We start from the raw sequence: 16,290 nt of genomic DNA on the forward strand, positions 1-16,290 counted from the left end.
CTCATCTATATTTATCTATCATTTCTTGAATAGTTTTCTTCATATCCTTTACTAAAATCCGAGGAGACAAAACAGTAACTGCTTCCCCTTGTCCTAATAACCATCTTTTAAGCCCAGGTGTATGCTGACTTTCAAACTTAAAATGAGTCCAATCACCATTTCTCCCAACTATTTTTGCATTTGGAAATTGATCCATCACAATAGTCGGATCGTACAAGTACTCGATTTCAATACTGATTTTCTTCCCAATAAAAGCGTCTACTCTCTCGTTACGAATGTCTCCATCTCTAAATTTATCTCGATAAGAAATAGAGGGTTTCTCTATACTACTAAGAGACCAGGACTGGATACGGTCTACTCTTAAAGTAATATAAGTGGCATATTTCAACTGGTAAACAACCAGATAGAAATAATGACTATCATAGTAAAGAGAGACTGGCAAAACAGTCTGCCTCTTAGAAGATTCAGAATAAGGTTTTTGATAGATAATGTCTAGAACCTGTTCATGCAAAATAGCTTCTGATAAATTCCAAATTTTCTCTATTCTATTTTGTTGATCCGTTAAGGGAGTATAGTTAAGTTTTTCACTGCCAATGATCTGCTCAATTTCTTTCTGGTCATCACGAGGAACTAAGGCAAGTAAATTTTTTAGTAACCTATCAATTTCTGGTTTATTCAGTGCTCGATTTTCCAATAAAATCTTTGAAATAACGAGAATATCCTTTTTATTAAAAACTGACTTACTTGCTAAGCAATACTTATTCGTTTTACGGTTATAAAGCAAGTCTCCACTATAACTGGTGTTACTAGATAAAATATCACGGAGTAGCGAAAAATCTCTCTGTATCGTCTTTTCACTAACCTCAAATTCCTGGGCTAATTGCTTTTTTCCTAATGAAGTACCTAACTGTAAACGTAAAAAAATGTTTAGTAGTCTCTCTTGATCATTCATTTGCAGTCCTTCTTATTATTTTTCAAGCGATGTTAGACACGCTGTCATCCCCCATTTAAAACGCACAATCAAATGAGGATGAACACTTTTCAATTGATCTGGTTCAGAGTCACTAGAGAAAACCATTTGCCTATTGTTAATATGTTGAGAATTAAATAGATTAAAAAATTTTTCTTGAATAAGAATATCCTTTTCTCCCAATACCTGAATATCATCTACGATAAGAAGGTCTATTTTTGCATCTCTAACTTTTTGTATTTCTAGCTCATTTTCTAATAAGTTTTTGGCAGAAATGTATTTTACTCGCTTTTCTGGATTGTTCTCAAGAACCTTATTTCCAATTGCTTGAAGAAGATGTGTTTTACCTGAACCCGATTTTCCATAAATATAAAAGGGATTATATTTTAATCCTAAGTTCTTCACTACTTCTAAGGATTCTTTCTTTGCCAAAGCATTACCATCTTTTTCTAGAAAATTTTCAAATTGATATTTTTTATTTAATCCTGTATTGACCATCATTTAAACCTCTTTCTTTATTATACTATAAGTATACTAAAATAGATGGACAAATATTGTCCATCTATTATCTTAAAACAAATCATCAAACAAACTCAATTGATTATCCTCTGGCATATTGCCGAGAATTCCCATTTCATCCATCTTTTCAACCAAGGTTGATGAGAGTCCTCCACGCTTGCGAAGTTCAGTTTTAGAGAGGAATTCTCCCTCTTGACGGGCACGAACCAGTTGCTTGGCAACGTTCTCTCCCAGACCATCCATAGCGACAAACGGTGGGATGAGGGTGTCTCCATCGATGATGAATTCAGTTGCATCACTGCGATAGAGGTCCAATTTCCCAAATTTGAAGCCACGTTCCCACATCTCATTGACGATTTCAAGTGTTGTGTAGAGGTCAATTTCTACGTTGGAAGCTTCATTGTTCTTGCGCTTCTCAGCAATTTCTTGCATCTTGCGTTTGATAGCATCCAAGCCTGCACCCATGGTCTTGATATCAAAGGCCTTGGCACGAATGGAGAAGTAAGCACAGTAGTAATAAATCGGATGGTGAACCTTGAAGTAGGCTACACGCAAGGCCATCATAACGTAGGCAGCCGCGTGGGCTTTAGGGAACATGTACTTGATTTTCCCACAAGATTCGATATACCACTCAGGAACATTGTTGGCCTTCATGGCTTCGATATAACCATTGCGCTCTTCTTCAGAGATTTTGAGCCACAAGCCCTTACGCACTCGCTCCATGATGGTAAAGGCCATCTTTGGATCTAGACCAGCGTGCATGAGGTAAACCATGATGTCATCCCGACATCCGATAACGGTTGACAGATCCGCAATTCCTGCCTTAATCAAGTCTTGGGCATTTCCCAACCATACGTCGGTACCGTGAGACAGACCAGAAAGCTGAAGCAACTCTGCAAAGGTCGTCGGATGGGTTTCATCCACCATTCCTCGAACAAAGTTGGTCCCAAACTCTGGAATACCAAGCATACCAGTTGAAGTTCCGATTTGTTCAGGCGTCACTCCCAGAATATCGGTACCCGAGAAGAGGGCCATGACACCAGGATCATCCATTGGAATATCATTTGGATCAATGCCTGACAAGTCCTGAAGTTTACGAATCATGGTCGGATCATCATGTCCTAGAACATCGAGCTTGAGGACGTTCTCATCGATATCGTGGAAGTTAAAGTGAGTGGTCTGCCATTCAGCAGTTACATCATCGGCAGGATACTGCACTGGAGTAAAGTCATAGACATCCATATAGTTAGGAATAACTACGATTCCCCCTGGGTGCTGACCGGTCGTCCGTTTGACACCGGCAGCTCCTTGGGCTAGGCGTTCTACTTCAGCCTCACGGTAGAACTTGCCATAGTCACGCTCGTAACCCTTGACAAAGCCATAGGCTGTCTTAGCAGCCACCGTACCTACCGTTCCTGCACGGAAGGCGTATTCTTCCCCAAAGATATCACGAACATCCAAGTGGGCGCTCGGCTGATCCTCACCCGAGAAGTTCAAATCGATATCGGGTACCTTGTCCCCATCAAAACCAAGGAAGGTCTCGAAAGGAATATCCTGTCCATTCTTGCTGAGTTTGTGGCCACAGTTTGGACAGTCTTTATCTGGCATATCAAAGCCTGAACCGTAGGAACCATCCGTGATAAACTGACTGTACTGACACTGACCACAGACATAGTGAGGAGAGAGAGGATTAACCTCGGTAATTCCAATCATGGTCGCAACGAAACTGGATCCAACAGACCCACGGGAACCGACCAAATAGCCTCGTTCGTTAGAGCGCTGCACTAGCATCTGTGAAGCCAGATAAATCACGGCAAATCCATTCCCCAAGATAGAGGTTAGTTCCTTTTCAATCCGTAAATCAACGATATCTGGGAGTGGATTTCCATAGATTTCAAAAGCTTTTTTATAGGTTAACTCGGCGACCGTTTCCTCAGCTTGTTCAATGAAAGGTGTATACAAGTCACCTTTAACGACCTCAACAGGCTCAAAGATTTCTGCCAAGGCATTGGTATTTTCAATGACAATCTTACGAGCCAAATCTTCTCCTAGAAAGGCAAACTCATCCAACATTTCATTGGTTGTTCTAAAGTGTGCCTTGGGTAGTGGAGCTGGTTGGGCAGCTTCTCCATGACCGATCGTTCGGTTAATCATAGCTCCCTGACCTAGACTTCGCACAATGATCTCCCGATAAATCTCATCCTCAGGTTCGATATAGTGGACATTTCCTGTCGCAAGAACGGGCTTTCCGAGACGGTCTCCAACCTCAATCAAGCTCTTGATAATGGTCTGAAGCTCCTCCATGTCCTTAACCTGCTCTTTGGCAATCAGAGGTGCATAGATAGCCGGAGGCATGACCTCGATAAAATCATAGTATTTAGCAACTTCGACTGCCGCATCTACCCCTTGTGACACGACTGCATCAAAGACTTCCCCTTCTGTACAAGCTGAACCTAAGATCAAACCTTCTCGATGGGCATCTAGCACCGTACGTGGAATCCGTGGTACACCTTCAAAATACTGGGTATTTGAGAGAGAAACCAGCTTAAAAATATTTTTCAAGCCTACTTGATTTTTCACATAGATGGTCGCATGCTTGACTCGAGCTTTTTTATAAGAGTCTGGACTGATTAAATCAAGATTTAATCGTGCTAAGTCCGTCACACCATGTTTTTCTGCTACTTCTTTGATAAAAATAAAGAGCAGACGACCAGTAGCTTCCGCATCGTAATTGGCCATATGGTGATGTTCCAAGGCCACACCAAAACGCTTGGTCAAAGGCCCCAAACCATGACGTTTATACTCAGGATAGAGGTTTCTAGCAAACTCCAGCGTATCGATGACAGGTTGAGTAATTTTTGGAAGACCGTGACGCTCATAGTTGACATTCATAAAACCAACGTCAAAGCTTGCATTATGGGCTACAAGAACGGTATCTTTACAGAATTCTTGGAATTCTTTTAAAACTTGAACCAAGGGTTTGGCATTTTTCACATGGTCATCAGTAATCCCTGTCAATTCGGTTGTAAAGGCTGACAAGGGATGCCCTGGATTGATAAATTCATCAAATTCAGCAATGATATTACCCTTATACATCTTGGAAGCCGCCACCTGAATCAAATCGTTATAGATAGCTGATAGACCTGTCGTTTCCACGTCAAAGACTACATAGGTAGCATCAGAAAGATCCATCTCCACTTCGTTATAGACGATAGGAACACGATCCTCAACGATATTGGCTTCCATTCCATAAATGAGCTGAATACCAGCTTTCTTGGCTGCCTTATATCCGTGAGGGAAAGACTGAACATTGCCGTGGTCTGTGATTGCTACCGCCTTGTGTCCCCATTTGGCTGCTGTTTCAACGATTTCCTCAACCTCAGGCAAAGCATCCATGGTCGACATATTGGTATGGGCATGAAACTCAACGCGACGCTCACCTTCTGGCATCAAGTCCTTACGCTCATAGTGGACTACTTCCTGCACCTCTTGCACATTCATGGTCAAATCTCGTGTGAAATTATTGACCTCGACATTTCCTCGAACACGGAGCCAAGAATTTTTCTTGATCATGTCAAACTTCTGAGCTTCTTCTTCATTTTTGACCCATTTTTGCATAGAGAAGCTAGAAGTATAGTCAGTCATCTTGAAGTTAATCAAGACACGACCCGTTCTAGTCACCTTATGCTCAACATCAAAGACGACTCCTTCAAAAACCAGACGATTTTCTTCGGTATTGACCTCGATCATAGGAGTAATCTCTGCCTTATCGAGTTTAGGCTTAGCAGCTGCCTTCTTGGCTTGAAAATCAAAGACAGGCTTGTCCTCAACTGGAGGGGGCGGTGCCATCTGTTCTAACTGTTCCATGGCTCGAAGTGTCTCGTCATTAGCAGCCTGAACAATCATTTGATTCTCTGTATGGAAGGCTTCTTGTTCTTCCCTTGTAAGCTTTTCATTTTTTTCTAAAATACAAGAAAGCTTAGGAAAACCAAAGAGCTCTAATTGTTTACTAAGATTCGGAAGATGATTTTTCCTAAAATGCTCTGTATCTGCAGCTTCAGAGGCTTCGATAATCAACTGTTCATTTTCAAATCGCACCTGAAAATTTTGATACATGGAACGAAAACCTTGACTGGCGCAAGGACCATCCGAAAAAGCCTCTCGATAGTAGGCTTGTAAAAGTTCTCTAGAAAATTCCTGATTTCTCGTTTTTATCTCAAAACTAGCCTGATTTCCAGTTTTTGAGAATTCTTCTTTCAAGCCCCTTTTCAACTCTAGAAAGAGCTCAAAAGGTAAGATATTTTCAAAAACAAAACGAAACTCCCAAACTTTGCTTCGTTTATGAACAATAACTTGTTCTATTTCAGCCTGAGAGAAGGCCTCATGTTTTCTCATTTCAGCGGGGATTCCCAACTGATTCATTAAAATTTCAAAAGTGGTTGACATCCATTTTCCTCACAATATACTCCTTCTATTTTACCATATTTGAGGTACTTTTTCCTATTTCTACCAAACAGAAAAAGAAGCCACAAAGTGACTTCTTTTCTAGTGACGACAAATTAGTCTTCACCTTTGTTTTTCTTAATGATTTCTTCTTGTACTGACTTAGGTACATCTTCGTAGTGGTCGAATACCATCATGAATGTACCACGTCCTTGAGATGCAGAACGAAGAACTGTTGCGTAACCGAACATTTCAGCAAGTGGAACGTAAGCACGAACGATTTGGCTGTTACCGTGTGCTTCCATACCATCTACACGTCCACGACGAGCAGTTACGTGACCCATAACATCACCAAGGTTTTCTTCTGGAACAGTGATTGTTACAAGCATCATTGGTTCAAGGATAGCTGGTTGTGCAGTCTTAGCAGCTTCTTTAAGTGCAAGAGATGCAGCGATCTTGAAGGCAGTTTCAGATGAGTCGACATCGTGGTATGAACCATCGTAAAGCTTAGCTTTAACGTCAACCATTGGGTAACCAGCAAGAACACCGTTAGCCATAGATTCTACCAAACCTTTTTCAACCGCTGGGATAAATTCACGAGGAACCACACCACCGACGATTGCGTTTTCGAATTCGAATCCTTTTCCTTCTTCGTTTGGAGTAAATTCAATCCATACATCACCGAACTGACCTTTACCACCAGACTGACGTTTGAAGAATCCACGTGCTTGAGTAGAAGCGCGGAATGTTTCACGGTAAGATACTTGAGGAGCACCTACATTCGCTTCAACTTTGAACTCACGACGCATACGGTCAACAAGGACATCAAGGTGAAGCTCACCCATACCAGAGATAACTGTTTCACCAGTTTCAACGTTAGTTTCAACGCGGAATGTTGGATCTTCTTCAGCCAATTTTTGAAGGGCGATACCCATCTTGTCTTGGTCTGCTTTAGATTTTGGCTCAACCATCAATTGGATAACTGGTTCTGGAACGTTGATTGACTCAAGGATGATTTTAGCTTTTTCATCTGTCAATGAGTCACCAGTTGTAGTGTCTTTCAAACCAACGGCAGCAGCGATATCACCTGAGTAAACAGTGTCGATTTCTTGACGGCTGTTAGCGTGCATTTGAAGGATACGTCCGATACGTTCACGTTTACCTTTAGAAGTGTTCAATACGTAAGAACCTGATTGAAGAACACCTGAGTAAACACGGAAGAATGTCAAACGACCTACGAATGGGTCAGTCATGATCTTGAAGGCAAGAGCTGCAAATGGCTCTTCATCAGATGCAGGACGAGTTTCTTCTTCATCTGTATCTGGGTTGATACCTTTGATCGCTGGGATGTCAAGTGGGCTTGGAAGGTAGTCGATAACCGCATCAAGCATCAATTGAACACCTTTGTTCTTGAAGGCTGAACCACACAATACTGGGAAGAATTCAACGTTGATAGTCGCTTTACGGATACCAGCTTTCAATTCTTCGTTAGTGATTTCTTCACCTTCGAGGTATTTCATCATCAATTCTTCGTCAGTTTCAGCAACTGCTTCGATCAATTTTTCACGGTACTCTTGAGCTTGGTCAAGGTATTCAGCTGGAATATCTTCTTCAAGGATATCTGTACCAAGGTCGTTAGTATAGATTTCAGCTTTCATCTTGATCAAGTCGATGATTCCACGGAAGTCATCCTCAGCACCGATTGGCAATTGAATTGGGTGAGCATTTGCTTGAAGACGATCGTGAAGTGTGCTTACTGAGTAAAGGAAGTCAGCACCGATTTTATCCATTTTGTTGGCAAATACGATACGTGGAACTCCGTACTCAGTTGCTTGACGCCAAACTGTTTCAGTTTGAGGCTCAACACCTGATTGTGAGTCAAGAACTGTAACCGCACCGTCCAATACACGAAGAGAACGTTGTACTTCGATTGTGAAGTCCACGTGTCCTGGTGTGTCGATGATGTTTACGCGGTGGTTGTTCCATTGAGCTGTTGTCGCAGCAGATGTGATAGTGATACCACGTTCTTGCTCTTGCTCCATCCAGTCCATTTGTGACGCACCTTCGTGAGTTTCACCGATTTTGTGGATTTTACCAGTGTAGTAAAGGATACGCTCAGTTGTAGTTGTTTTACCAGCATCGACGTGAGCCATGATACCGATATTACGAGTTTTTTCAAGTGAAAATTCGCGTGCCATGAGGTTTGTTTCTCCTATATTTTTTATTTCTATTCTATTATAACACGATTTAATAAAAACGGATAGGCAGGACCTACCCGTTCTCAATGTTTTCCTGTTAATGTTGGTTTCAACTTGCGGAATGGTAAGTTGAGTTGTACTCGAGCTAAAGTTAATTAGCCGATTTGAGCCGGAACGGGATGCTGTGTGAAAAAGATAAACTTCCTTGTATTCGTCGAATACTGCGTCAGTTTCCTATTTTCACTTTGCATCCTTGCCGTTCCTAGCATCATGATTTTACCAACGGAAGTGTGCGAAGGCACGGTTAGCTTCAGCCATACGGTGAGTGTCTTCACGTTTCTTAACTGCTGCACCAGTGTTGTTAGCAGCATCCAAGATTTCTTTTGCAAGACGGTCTTGCATTGTGTGTTCACCACGAAGGCGAGCGATTGTTACCAACCAACGAAGTCCAAGTGTTGTACGACGTTCTGGACGAACTTCAACTGGGACTTGGTAGTTAGAACCACCAACACGACGTGCACGTACTTCAAGTACAGGCATGATGTTTTCCATAGCTGTTTCAAATACTTCAAGTGCATCGTTACCAGTAGCTTCTTTGATTTGCTCAAAAGCACCGTAAACGATTGAAGCAGCTGTACCACGTTTACCGTCAAGCATAACGCGGTTGATAAGACGAGTAACTAATTGTGAATTGTAAAGCGGATCTGGCAATACGTCACGTTTTGGAGCTCTATTTTTACGACTCATTTCTTTATCCCCTTTCCTTATGCTTTTTTCGGACGTTTAGTACCGTATTTAGAACGGCCTTGTTTACGATCGTTAACACCTGCAGTATCAAGTGCACCACGGACGATATGGTAACGTACCCCTGGAAGGTCTTTTACACGTCCACCGCGAAGAAGCACCACACTGTGCTCTTGCAAGTTGTGTCCGATACCTGGGATGTAGGCAGTAACTTCGATAAGGTTGCTCAAACGTACACGAGCAAATTTACGAAGGGCAGAGTTAGGTTTTTTAGGTGTCATTGTTCCAACACGAGTTGCAACACCACGTTTTTGTGGTGAAGAAACGTTTGTTTGAACTTTTTTATGACTGTTGTAACCAACGTTCAAAGCTGGTGATTTAGATTTTTCTACTTTTGATTTACGCGGTTTGCGAACCAATTGGTTAATTGTAGGCATCTACATTCTCCTGTGTTTTTTTATTTTTGGTGATGATACACTTGGTGACAGCTATCATCTGTGTGTACTTTTGCAACATTTGTCAGCACGTCCCTGTACACTCTTGAGAGACCAAAAGTAAAAAGTACCGTCTATTATTGTACCACGTTTTTTCTATTTTTGTCAATATATTTCTTCTTATTTTTTGACTTCTTTGCTCTTAAATTTAGTTGAAAACGCTCGCCTACCAGATAGACTCTTCAACCGACCACATAGACAAAGCTTCTTGTATTTGTCGACAAAATGGTGTTTAATAGATTTGTAAGCAAGAGATCTCTATTACAACTTTTACAAAGGAGAAAATATGAAAGTTAGACTTGACATTGATCAACAATACGCCGAAGAGCAAATCATCATAGAAGCACCATCTTTGTCCCCTAGAGTTCAAAAAGTTCAAGACTTTGTTCAATCACTGGATCAAAACGAAACTCTTAAAGGAAAATTCCAAGACCAGGTCTACTTGATTCAGATTAGTAAGATTCAACGTATATATATTGAAAATCGCAAAGTCTTAGCTGAAACGGATAGCCAAACCTATGCGCTCGACATTCGTCTTTACCAAGCAAGTGAAATTCTGCCTGCTTCCTTTATCCAAATTTCCCAATCGGAAATTGTCAACATCGATGCTATTAGTCATCTAAAACTAACCTCTAACGGCTTGATTGAAATCTATCTAAAAAATGACAGTTTCACCTACTCATCTCGCCGTTACCTCAAAGCTATTAAGGAGAAATTAGAACTATGAAAAAACAAATTTTCCACGATGCCACAACTGGTATCCTCATCGGCCTCATCCTATCCATTATCTTTTCTTTTATCTATTCACCAAGCAACTACGCACCTCTCAGCCCTGAATCTCCCGTTGGTCAATTCATGAGAGAGCATCAAGCCCATGGTTCTCTGGTCTTGCTCTACTCTACGATTATCTGGGCAGCTATCGGAGTCCTCTTTAGTTTTGGCAGCCGTCTCTTTGCCAAAGACTGGAGTCTTCTTCGTGCGACTGTCACTCACTTCTTCCTCATGCTATTAGGTTTTGTTCCTCTAGCAATTCTGGCAGGTTGGTTTCCACTTCGCTGGACTTTCATCCTTCAACTCATCCCAGAGTTTGCCATCGTCTATCTCATCATCTGGGCGATTCTCTATAAAAGAGAATCAAAGAAGGTTGCCCACATCAACCAATTATTGGCTCAGAAAAAATAATACAACAGAAACCCACTCACAGGACTGAGTGGGTTTTGATTTATAATTTTTGTTCCCATTCTAACAAGAGATTCATGGCCTGCATCGGTGTCATATTGTACACATCTACTTTAGCCAATTCTGCTAGAATAGGATTTTCTTCCGCCGAGTCAAATAAGGAAATTTGTTCAGAGACTGCATTCCTTTGTTTCATTGGAGTAGGATTTTTCTGCCCTTGGCTCTCTAGTTGAGTTAGAATCGCATCCGCTCTTTTTAGCAAGTCTGCTGGCAATCCTGCAATCTTAGCAACGTGAATACCGTACGATTTGTCTGCTGGACCTGGTTCGATCTTGTGAAGGAAGGTAACCTGACCATTTTGCTCAAGCGTTGCTACATGGACATTGACCAAGTGTTCAAGGTCAGTTTCAAGACCAGTCAATTCATGGTAATGAGTCGCAAAGAGAGTCTTGGCTCCGATATGTTCATGGATGTACTCGATGATAGCCTGAGCCAAGGCCATGCCATCATAGGTTGCCGTTCCGCGTCCCAACTCATCAAAGAGAATCAGGGATTTTTCAGTCGCATGCGCAATGGCATTATTGGCTTCCATCATCTCGACCATAAAGGTTGACTGACCTGACACCAAGTCATCTGCTGCTCCGATACGGGTAAAAATCGCATCAAAGATAGGCAAGTGAGCACGTTCTGCCGGTACATAAGAACCCATCTGAGCCATGACCGCTGTCATAGCTAATTGGCGCATATAGGTTGACTTCCCGCTCATGTTAGGCCCTGTAATTAGTTGGATGCTAGTATCTTCATCCATTTGGATGCTGTTGGGAATATAGGTTTGGGCTCCCATGACCTTCTCAACGACAGCGTGACGACCATTCTGGATATCAATCCGCGACTCTTGCCCAAACTCTGGTCGAATCAGGTGTTGTTTTTCTGCAACTACTGCCAATCCTTGCAAGACATCGACAGTGGCGATTCCTTGGGCTAGGGCTTGCAGGCGTTGGATATACTTGCTAACCTCCTCACGGATCCGCATAAAAATTTCATACTCTAAGTTTGCTGATTTCTCACGTGCCTCTAACATTTCTCCCTCGATACGCGCCAACTCCTCTGTCCCAAAACGTTCAGAGTTTTTTAGCGTAGCCTTACGGAAAAAGTGGGCTGGAACATTACCGAGCTGCGAGTTGGTCACATGGAAATAGTAGCCGTCTTTTTTATTGTAGGCAATCTTGAGCGTACTGATGCCAGAATTTTCTCTTTCCTTAGCCTCAATATCAGCTATCCAGCTGGTTCCCTCTCTCAGCACACGACGATACTTATCCAAGGTCTCATCAAAGCCAGTCCGGATAATACCTCCTTCGGTAATGACATGAGGTGCCTCTGGAGCAATGGCTGCGCTAATGAGATTTTCCAACTCAGGAATAGGATCTAGTTGTTCAATTAGATAAGTTAGAGCTGGTTGCTCCATTCCTTCTAAAATTGATCGAATTCGTGGAACACTTCCCAAGGTAGTCGCTAATTGCAAGAGATCTTTGGGATTACTTTTCCCAAAAGATACTCGACTAGCCAGGCGCTCGATATCGTAGACTCCCTTTAGGCTTTCTGTCAAATCACTACGTTCAAAGAAATAATCTAGAAAAACCTGCACAACATTCTGACGTTCTATAATACGATCCTTGTCAATCAAGGGACGGTGGATCCAAGAGCGCAGGAGACGCATCCCCATGGCAGTCTTAGTCTCATCCAGCAACCAGAAAAGACTCCCTTGTTTCTTACCTGAGCGAGCATTTTCTACTAGATCTAAACTAGCCTTGGTTGCATAATCCATCTGCAAGAAATCCTTAATTTCATAACGGATAACTGGCTTCAAATGGTTCAGTTCTCTCATCTGAGTCCGATGAATATACTGAAGTAGCTTACTGCTGGCAGCTTGTTCAATAGGCGCCAAGCGTGGATCCAGTAGATGTATGTCTTCAAATGATTCTTTCTCATAAGAAAGCACCAAATTCATTTGACGGCTGAGAATCTGTTCTTCCTCTTCATTTAAGGTATAGCCGATGACAACTTCTCTTGCCTTAAGATTTCGGATTTCACCACAGACCAGGGTAAAATCCAATAAACCTGTCACATAGAAATCACCCGTCACTAAGTCCATGTATGCCAAACCAAATTGCTGACCGTCACGGTCGATAGCCACCAAAAAGTTGTTTTGACTATCTGGTTTACTACTATCGACGACTGTACCAGGGGTAATCACCTGCACAACCTCGCGCTTAACAACCCCTACTGCCTGCTTAGGATCCTCCATCTGCTCAGCAATGGCAACCTTGTAGCCACGCTCCACTAGGACATCAATATACTGTTGTGCTGAGTGATAAGGAACTCCAGCCATGGGAATAGGATTGTCAGCATTCTTATTGCGACTGGTTAGTGAAATTTCTAGTATCTGGGCAGCATTGACTGCATCTTCGTAAAATAACTCATAAAAATCACCCATACGAAAGAGCAAAAAAGCATCTGGATATTGTTTTTTTATATCCACATACTGTTGCATGCCAGGTGATAATTTTTCTGTCGTCATCCATTCTCTCCTTGTTAAAAATAGTCTTGAGAGAGACTCCCAAGACCTTATCTATCCTTCATCAAATCTAACAAACGATCTTCCATGAGTTTAGCAACATGCTGATCTCGGCAGATTACCAAGAGAGTATTGGCACCCGCAACTGTTCCTAAAATCCATTCATCCTTGTTGGCATCGACAACATTGGCTAAAACCGCTGCTTCACCCAGTTTAGTGTGAAGAACTAAGGTAAACTCAGCTCTTGCCACGCCTTCTAAATGATGGGATAAAAACTCAACCAGGTCAATCTTCTCTGTCTCATTTGCTAGTACGTAGTAGACCATATCATTTTTCTTAACCTTGGTCAAGCCAAGTTCACGAAGGTCACGCGACAAGGTCGTTTGTGTCACAAAAACATTGCGTGCTTCCAAACGATCTTGAATCTCCTTTTGAGTTCCTAACTTCTCCTCAGTGATCATCTGCTTGATCAACTGATGACGTTCTCTTTTTCTCATAACATCCTCTCGAGTGAATATTTATAACATTTTCATCTATTTAATAAGAACATTATACCAAAAAAACCGAATATTTCAAAAAAAATTTCGTCTTTCTTTAAAATTGTGATAAAATAGAAGAAAAGTCCAAAGGAGCCTATAATGAATACAAAACAATTGATCGCTAGTGAATTGGCTAGCGTCATTGATAGCCTGGATCAAGAGGCTATTTTCAATTTATTAGAACAACCTAAAAACTCTGACATGGGAGATATCGCCTTCCCAGCCTTCTCTCTAGCAAAAGTAGAGCGTAAAGCACCTCAAATGATTGCAGCAGATATTGCTGAAAAAATTAATAGCCAAGCCTTTGAAAAAGTTGTTGCGACTGGTCCTTACGTAAACTTTTTCCTTGATAAGTCTGCAATTTCTGGAGCGGTTATTAAAGAAATCATCGAGAAAGGTTCTGACTACGCTCAACAAGATGAAGGCCAAGAGCAAAATATCACCATTGACCTTTCAAGTCCAAATATTGCAAAACCATTCTCTGTTGGTCACTTGCGTTCAACAGTTATCGGTGATGCACTTTCAAACATCTTCAAAAAAATGGGCTACAACACTATCAAAATCAACCACCTTGGTGACTGGGGTAAACAATTCGGTCTTCTTATGGTAGCCTACAAAAAATGGGGTAGCAAAGAAGCTGTTGAAGCCAATCCGATTGACGAACTGTTGAAACTTTACGTGCGTATCAATGCTGAAATCGAAACTGATCAAGCACTTGATGACGAAGGACGTCTCTGGTTTAAAAAATTGGAAGATGGCGATCCAGAAGCTACTCAATTGTGGCAATGGTTCCGTGATGAAAGTTTAGTAGAATTCAACCGCATCTATGAACTCTTGGGTGTTGAATTTGATAGCCTAAACGGAGAAGCCTTCTACAATGATAAGATGGATGAAGCTGTCAAAATCCTTGAAGAAAAAGGTTTGCTTGAAGAATCTCGTGGTGCTAGCATCGTTAACCTGGACGATTTTGAATTGCCACCAGCTATGATCAAAAAATCTGATGGTGCTACTCTTTACATCACCCGTGACATCGCAACTGCTATCTACCGCGCTCGCACTTATAACTTTGTTAAGAACGTCTATGCTGTTGGTCAAGAGCAGTCTAACCACTTCAAACAACTAAAAGCTGTCTTGAAGAAAATGGGATTTGACTGGAGCGATGACATGATTCACGTTGACTTCGGTCTCGTTACTAAGAATCGTCAGAAACTTTCAACTCGTAAAGGAAACATCATCCTTCTTGAACCAACACTTCAAGAAGCTATCAGCCGTGCCAAGGCTCAAATCGAAGCGAAAAATCCTGACCTTGAAAACAAGGAGCAAGTTGCTCGAGCTGTTGGTGTTGGAGCTGTGAAGTTCTACGACCTTAAAACTGACCGTAGAAACGGTTATGACTTTGACCTTGAAGCAATGGTTTCCTTCGAAGGGGAAACAGGTCCTTATGTCCAATACGCATACGCTCGTATCCAATCTATCTTACGCAAAGCGGATTTCAAACCTGAAGCAGATGCCAACTATAGCTTGAATGATCCTGAGAGCTGGGAAATCATCAAATTGCTTCAAGATTTTGCTCGTGTCATCAAGCGTGCATCTGATAACTATGACCCATCTCTTATCGCTAAATACGCAATCAACTTGGCTCAAGCCTTCAATAAATACTACGCTCACACTCGTATTTTGGATGAAAGTCCAGAACGCGACAGTCGCCTAGCTCTTAGCTATGCAACAGCAGTTGTCCTCAAAGAAGCACTTCGTTTGCTGGGTGTAGAGGCACCAGAGAAGATGTGATTCAATACCAACAATTGGAACTAAAGTTCCTAATTGTTGGACGCTAGCCGCTTTTATGCGGACTAGCTAACTGCTTCACTAGTCATGTTCTCTAAATATAATCGATTTAGAGAACATGACGTCGTAAATGAGGCGATTTGCCTAAACGCTTCACTAATCTTTCGATAGAAATATTATCGATTTCTACCGAAAGACGTCGTAATCTTAAAGTTATTGGAACTAAAGTTCCTAGTCTCTTGACGGCAATCGCTATCAGGTGAATTGCCTAAACGCTTTACTAATTCATCTAAAAAATAACATCGATTTGTTTAGATTACGGATCTTGGTTTGGTGCTAGAGTCAGGGGCAGAACAACCACTTTTTTAGCTTAGCTATCGTCTGCCTGATTTTATATTGTCATTACTTGAAAAGCGAAAAATCTTTTTCGCTTTTCTCTTGTTATTAACTTCTTTATCACACAGGGAGAGACTTTATGAGCCAATATGCTTATATTTTAGTTGTCATCAGTCTTGTCGTTCTTTTTCTCATTAACAAATACGAAAAGGAAAAACTACAAGGCCTTCTACAAGAACAGCTTTTAAAGGATGAAACTTTTCGAGCTACTATCAAGGAAAAAATTAAAACAACAGAAAACATCAACGATGTCATCGACTACATCAATAAGGGATATCGTTTGGGAATTATGATTTCAAAGGAAATTGTGGAAGACATCAGAAAATGAGGCTGGGACAAAAGTCCTAGCCTCTCAATTGTCTTTGGATTGTCGAGCAAGACGCAGTGGTTGAGTGGGCTTTACTACGCTGATTTCATCAGCTTTTACAGCCCTACTCAACTGTGCGGA

General features: G+C 41.6%; 12 protein-coding genes. 4 read left to right on the top strand and 8 right to left on the bottom strand.

From position 1 onward, the window contains the following. Window position 1: 1 nt before the first annotated feature. From ACORHT_RS08695 to rpsL, 6 genes are all read right to left on the bottom strand, one after another. Window positions 2-952: a helix-turn-helix transcriptional regulator gene (locus ACORHT_RS08695; protein ID WP_434350053.1), complete on the bottom strand. Its 951-nt coding sequence runs from the start codon at window positions 950-952 to the stop codon at window positions 2-4. Between the two features lie 15 nt (window positions 953-967). Then, window positions 968-1,471, bottom strand: coding sequence for a DnaA ATPase domain-containing protein (locus tag ACORHT_RS08700; protein WP_434350054.1), 504 nt, complete (start codon window positions 1,469-1,471; stop codon window positions 968-970). A gap of 69 nt (window positions 1,472-1,540) precedes the next feature. Beyond that, window positions 1,541-5,935, bottom strand: coding sequence for a PolC-type DNA polymerase III (locus tag ACORHT_RS08705; RefSeq protein WP_434350055.1), 4,395 nt, complete (start codon window positions 5,933-5,935; stop codon window positions 1,541-1,543). A gap of 113 nt (window positions 5,936-6,048) precedes the next feature. Continuing rightward, window positions 6,049-8,130, bottom strand: coding sequence for an elongation factor G (fusA, locus tag ACORHT_RS08710; protein WP_000090331.1), 2,082 nt, complete (start codon window positions 8,128-8,130; stop codon window positions 6,049-6,051). Window positions 8,131-8,406: 276 nt separating this feature from the next. Then, window positions 8,407-8,877 carry a 30S ribosomal protein S7 gene (rpsG, locus tag ACORHT_RS08715; protein ID WP_000087873.1) on the bottom strand — a complete coding sequence of 157 codons (471 nt, stop codon included), beginning with the start codon at window positions 8,875-8,877 and terminating at the stop codon, window positions 8,407-8,409. A gap of 17 nt (window positions 8,878-8,894) precedes the next feature. Then, window positions 8,895-9,311: a 30S ribosomal protein S12 gene (gene rpsL / locus ACORHT_RS08720; RefSeq protein WP_001142333.1), complete on the bottom strand. Its 417-nt coding sequence runs from the start codon at window positions 9,309-9,311 to the stop codon at window positions 8,895-8,897. Between the two features lie 343 nt (window positions 9,312-9,654). Here rpsL and ACORHT_RS08725 point away from each other — a divergent pair, with 343 nt between their 5' ends. Together ACORHT_RS08725 and ACORHT_RS08730 are read left to right on the top strand one after the other, a co-directional pair. Then, window positions 9,655-10,095, top strand: a complete 441-nt coding sequence (locus tag ACORHT_RS08725; RefSeq protein ID WP_060955207.1) for a LytTR family DNA-binding domain-containing protein — start codon at window positions 9,655-9,657, stop codon at window positions 10,093-10,095. After that, window positions 10,092-10,550 carry a DUF3021 domain-containing protein gene (locus ACORHT_RS08730; RefSeq protein WP_371608238.1) on the top strand — a complete coding sequence of 153 codons (459 nt, stop codon included), beginning with the start codon at window positions 10,092-10,094 and terminating at the stop codon, window positions 10,548-10,550. The genes ACORHT_RS08725 and ACORHT_RS08730 overlap by 4 nt, the downstream gene beginning before the upstream one ends. 40 nt (window positions 10,551-10,590) lie before the next feature. Here the strand turns inward: ACORHT_RS08730 and mutS are convergent, their stop codons facing one another. Both mutS and argR read right to left on the bottom strand, forming a co-directional pair. Continuing rightward, entirely contained in the window at window positions 10,591-13,125 is a 2,535-nt protein-coding gene (mutS, locus tag ACORHT_RS08735) for a DNA mismatch repair protein MutS (RefSeq protein WP_434350056.1), read from the bottom strand. Window positions 13,126-13,172: 47 nt separating this feature from the next. Next, window positions 13,173-13,619 (bottom strand): arginine repressor, encoded by a 447-nt coding sequence (gene argR, locus ACORHT_RS08740; protein WP_075229751.1) that lies wholly within the window; start codon window positions 13,617-13,619, stop codon window positions 13,173-13,175. A 141-nt stretch (window positions 13,620-13,760) separates the two neighbouring features. Between argR and argS the strand changes: the two genes are divergently transcribed. Then, window positions 13,761-15,449, top strand: coding sequence for an arginine--tRNA ligase (argS, locus tag ACORHT_RS08745; RefSeq protein ID WP_434350057.1), 1,689 nt, complete (start codon window positions 13,761-13,763; stop codon window positions 15,447-15,449). Window positions 15,450-15,921: 472 nt separating this feature from the next. After that, window positions 15,922-16,170 carry a MarR family transcriptional regulator gene (locus tag ACORHT_RS08750; protein ID WP_075229749.1) on the top strand — a complete coding sequence of 83 codons (249 nt, stop codon included), beginning with the start codon at window positions 15,922-15,924 and terminating at the stop codon, window positions 16,168-16,170. Window positions 16,171-16,290 lie beyond the last annotated feature (120 nt).

It is taken from the genome of Streptococcus sp. KHUD_014, assembly GCF_051106275.1.
In the GTDB taxonomy this organism is placed as follows: Bacteria; Bacillota; Bacilli; order Lactobacillales; family Streptococcaceae; genus Streptococcus.

Coding starts and splice junctions, on each gene's coding strand:
- ACORHT_RS08725 (WP_060955207.1), top strand. CDS start 9,655: ATGAAAGTTAGACTTGACATTGATCAACAATACGCCGAAGAGCAAATC.
- argR (WP_075229751.1), bottom strand. CDS start 13,619: ATGAGAAAAAGAGAACGTCATCAGTTGATCAAGCAGATGATCACTGAG.
- rpsG (WP_000087873.1), bottom strand. CDS start 8,877: ATGAGTCGTAAAAATAGAGCTCCAAAACGTGACGTATTGCCAGATCCG.
- rpsL (WP_001142333.1), bottom strand. CDS start 9,311: ATGCCTACAATTAACCAATTGGTTCGCAAACCGCGTAAATCAAAAGTA.
- ACORHT_RS08705 (WP_434350055.1), bottom strand. CDS start 5,935: ATGTCAACCACTTTTGAAATTTTAATGAATCAGTTGGGAATCCCCGCT.
- argS (WP_434350057.1), top strand. CDS start 13,761: ATGAATACAAAACAATTGATCGCTAGTGAATTGGCTAGCGTCATTGAT.
- ACORHT_RS08750 (WP_075229749.1), top strand. CDS start 15,922: ATGAGCCAATATGCTTATATTTTAGTTGTCATCAGTCTTGTCGTTCTT.
- ACORHT_RS08730 (WP_371608238.1), top strand. CDS start 10,092: ATGAAAAAACAAATTTTCCACGATGCCACAACTGGTATCCTCATCGGC.
- mutS (WP_434350056.1), bottom strand. CDS start 13,125: ATGACGACAGAAAAATTATCACCTGGCATGCAACAGTATGTGGATATA.
- ACORHT_RS08700 (WP_434350054.1), bottom strand. CDS start 1,471: ATGATGGTCAATACAGGATTAAATAAAAAATATCAATTTGAAAATTTT.
- fusA (WP_000090331.1), bottom strand. CDS start 8,130: ATGGCACGCGAATTTTCACTTGAAAAAACTCGTAATATCGGTATCATG.
- ACORHT_RS08695 (WP_434350053.1), bottom strand. CDS start 952: ATGAATGATCAAGAGAGACTACTAAACATTTTTTTACGTTTACAGTTA.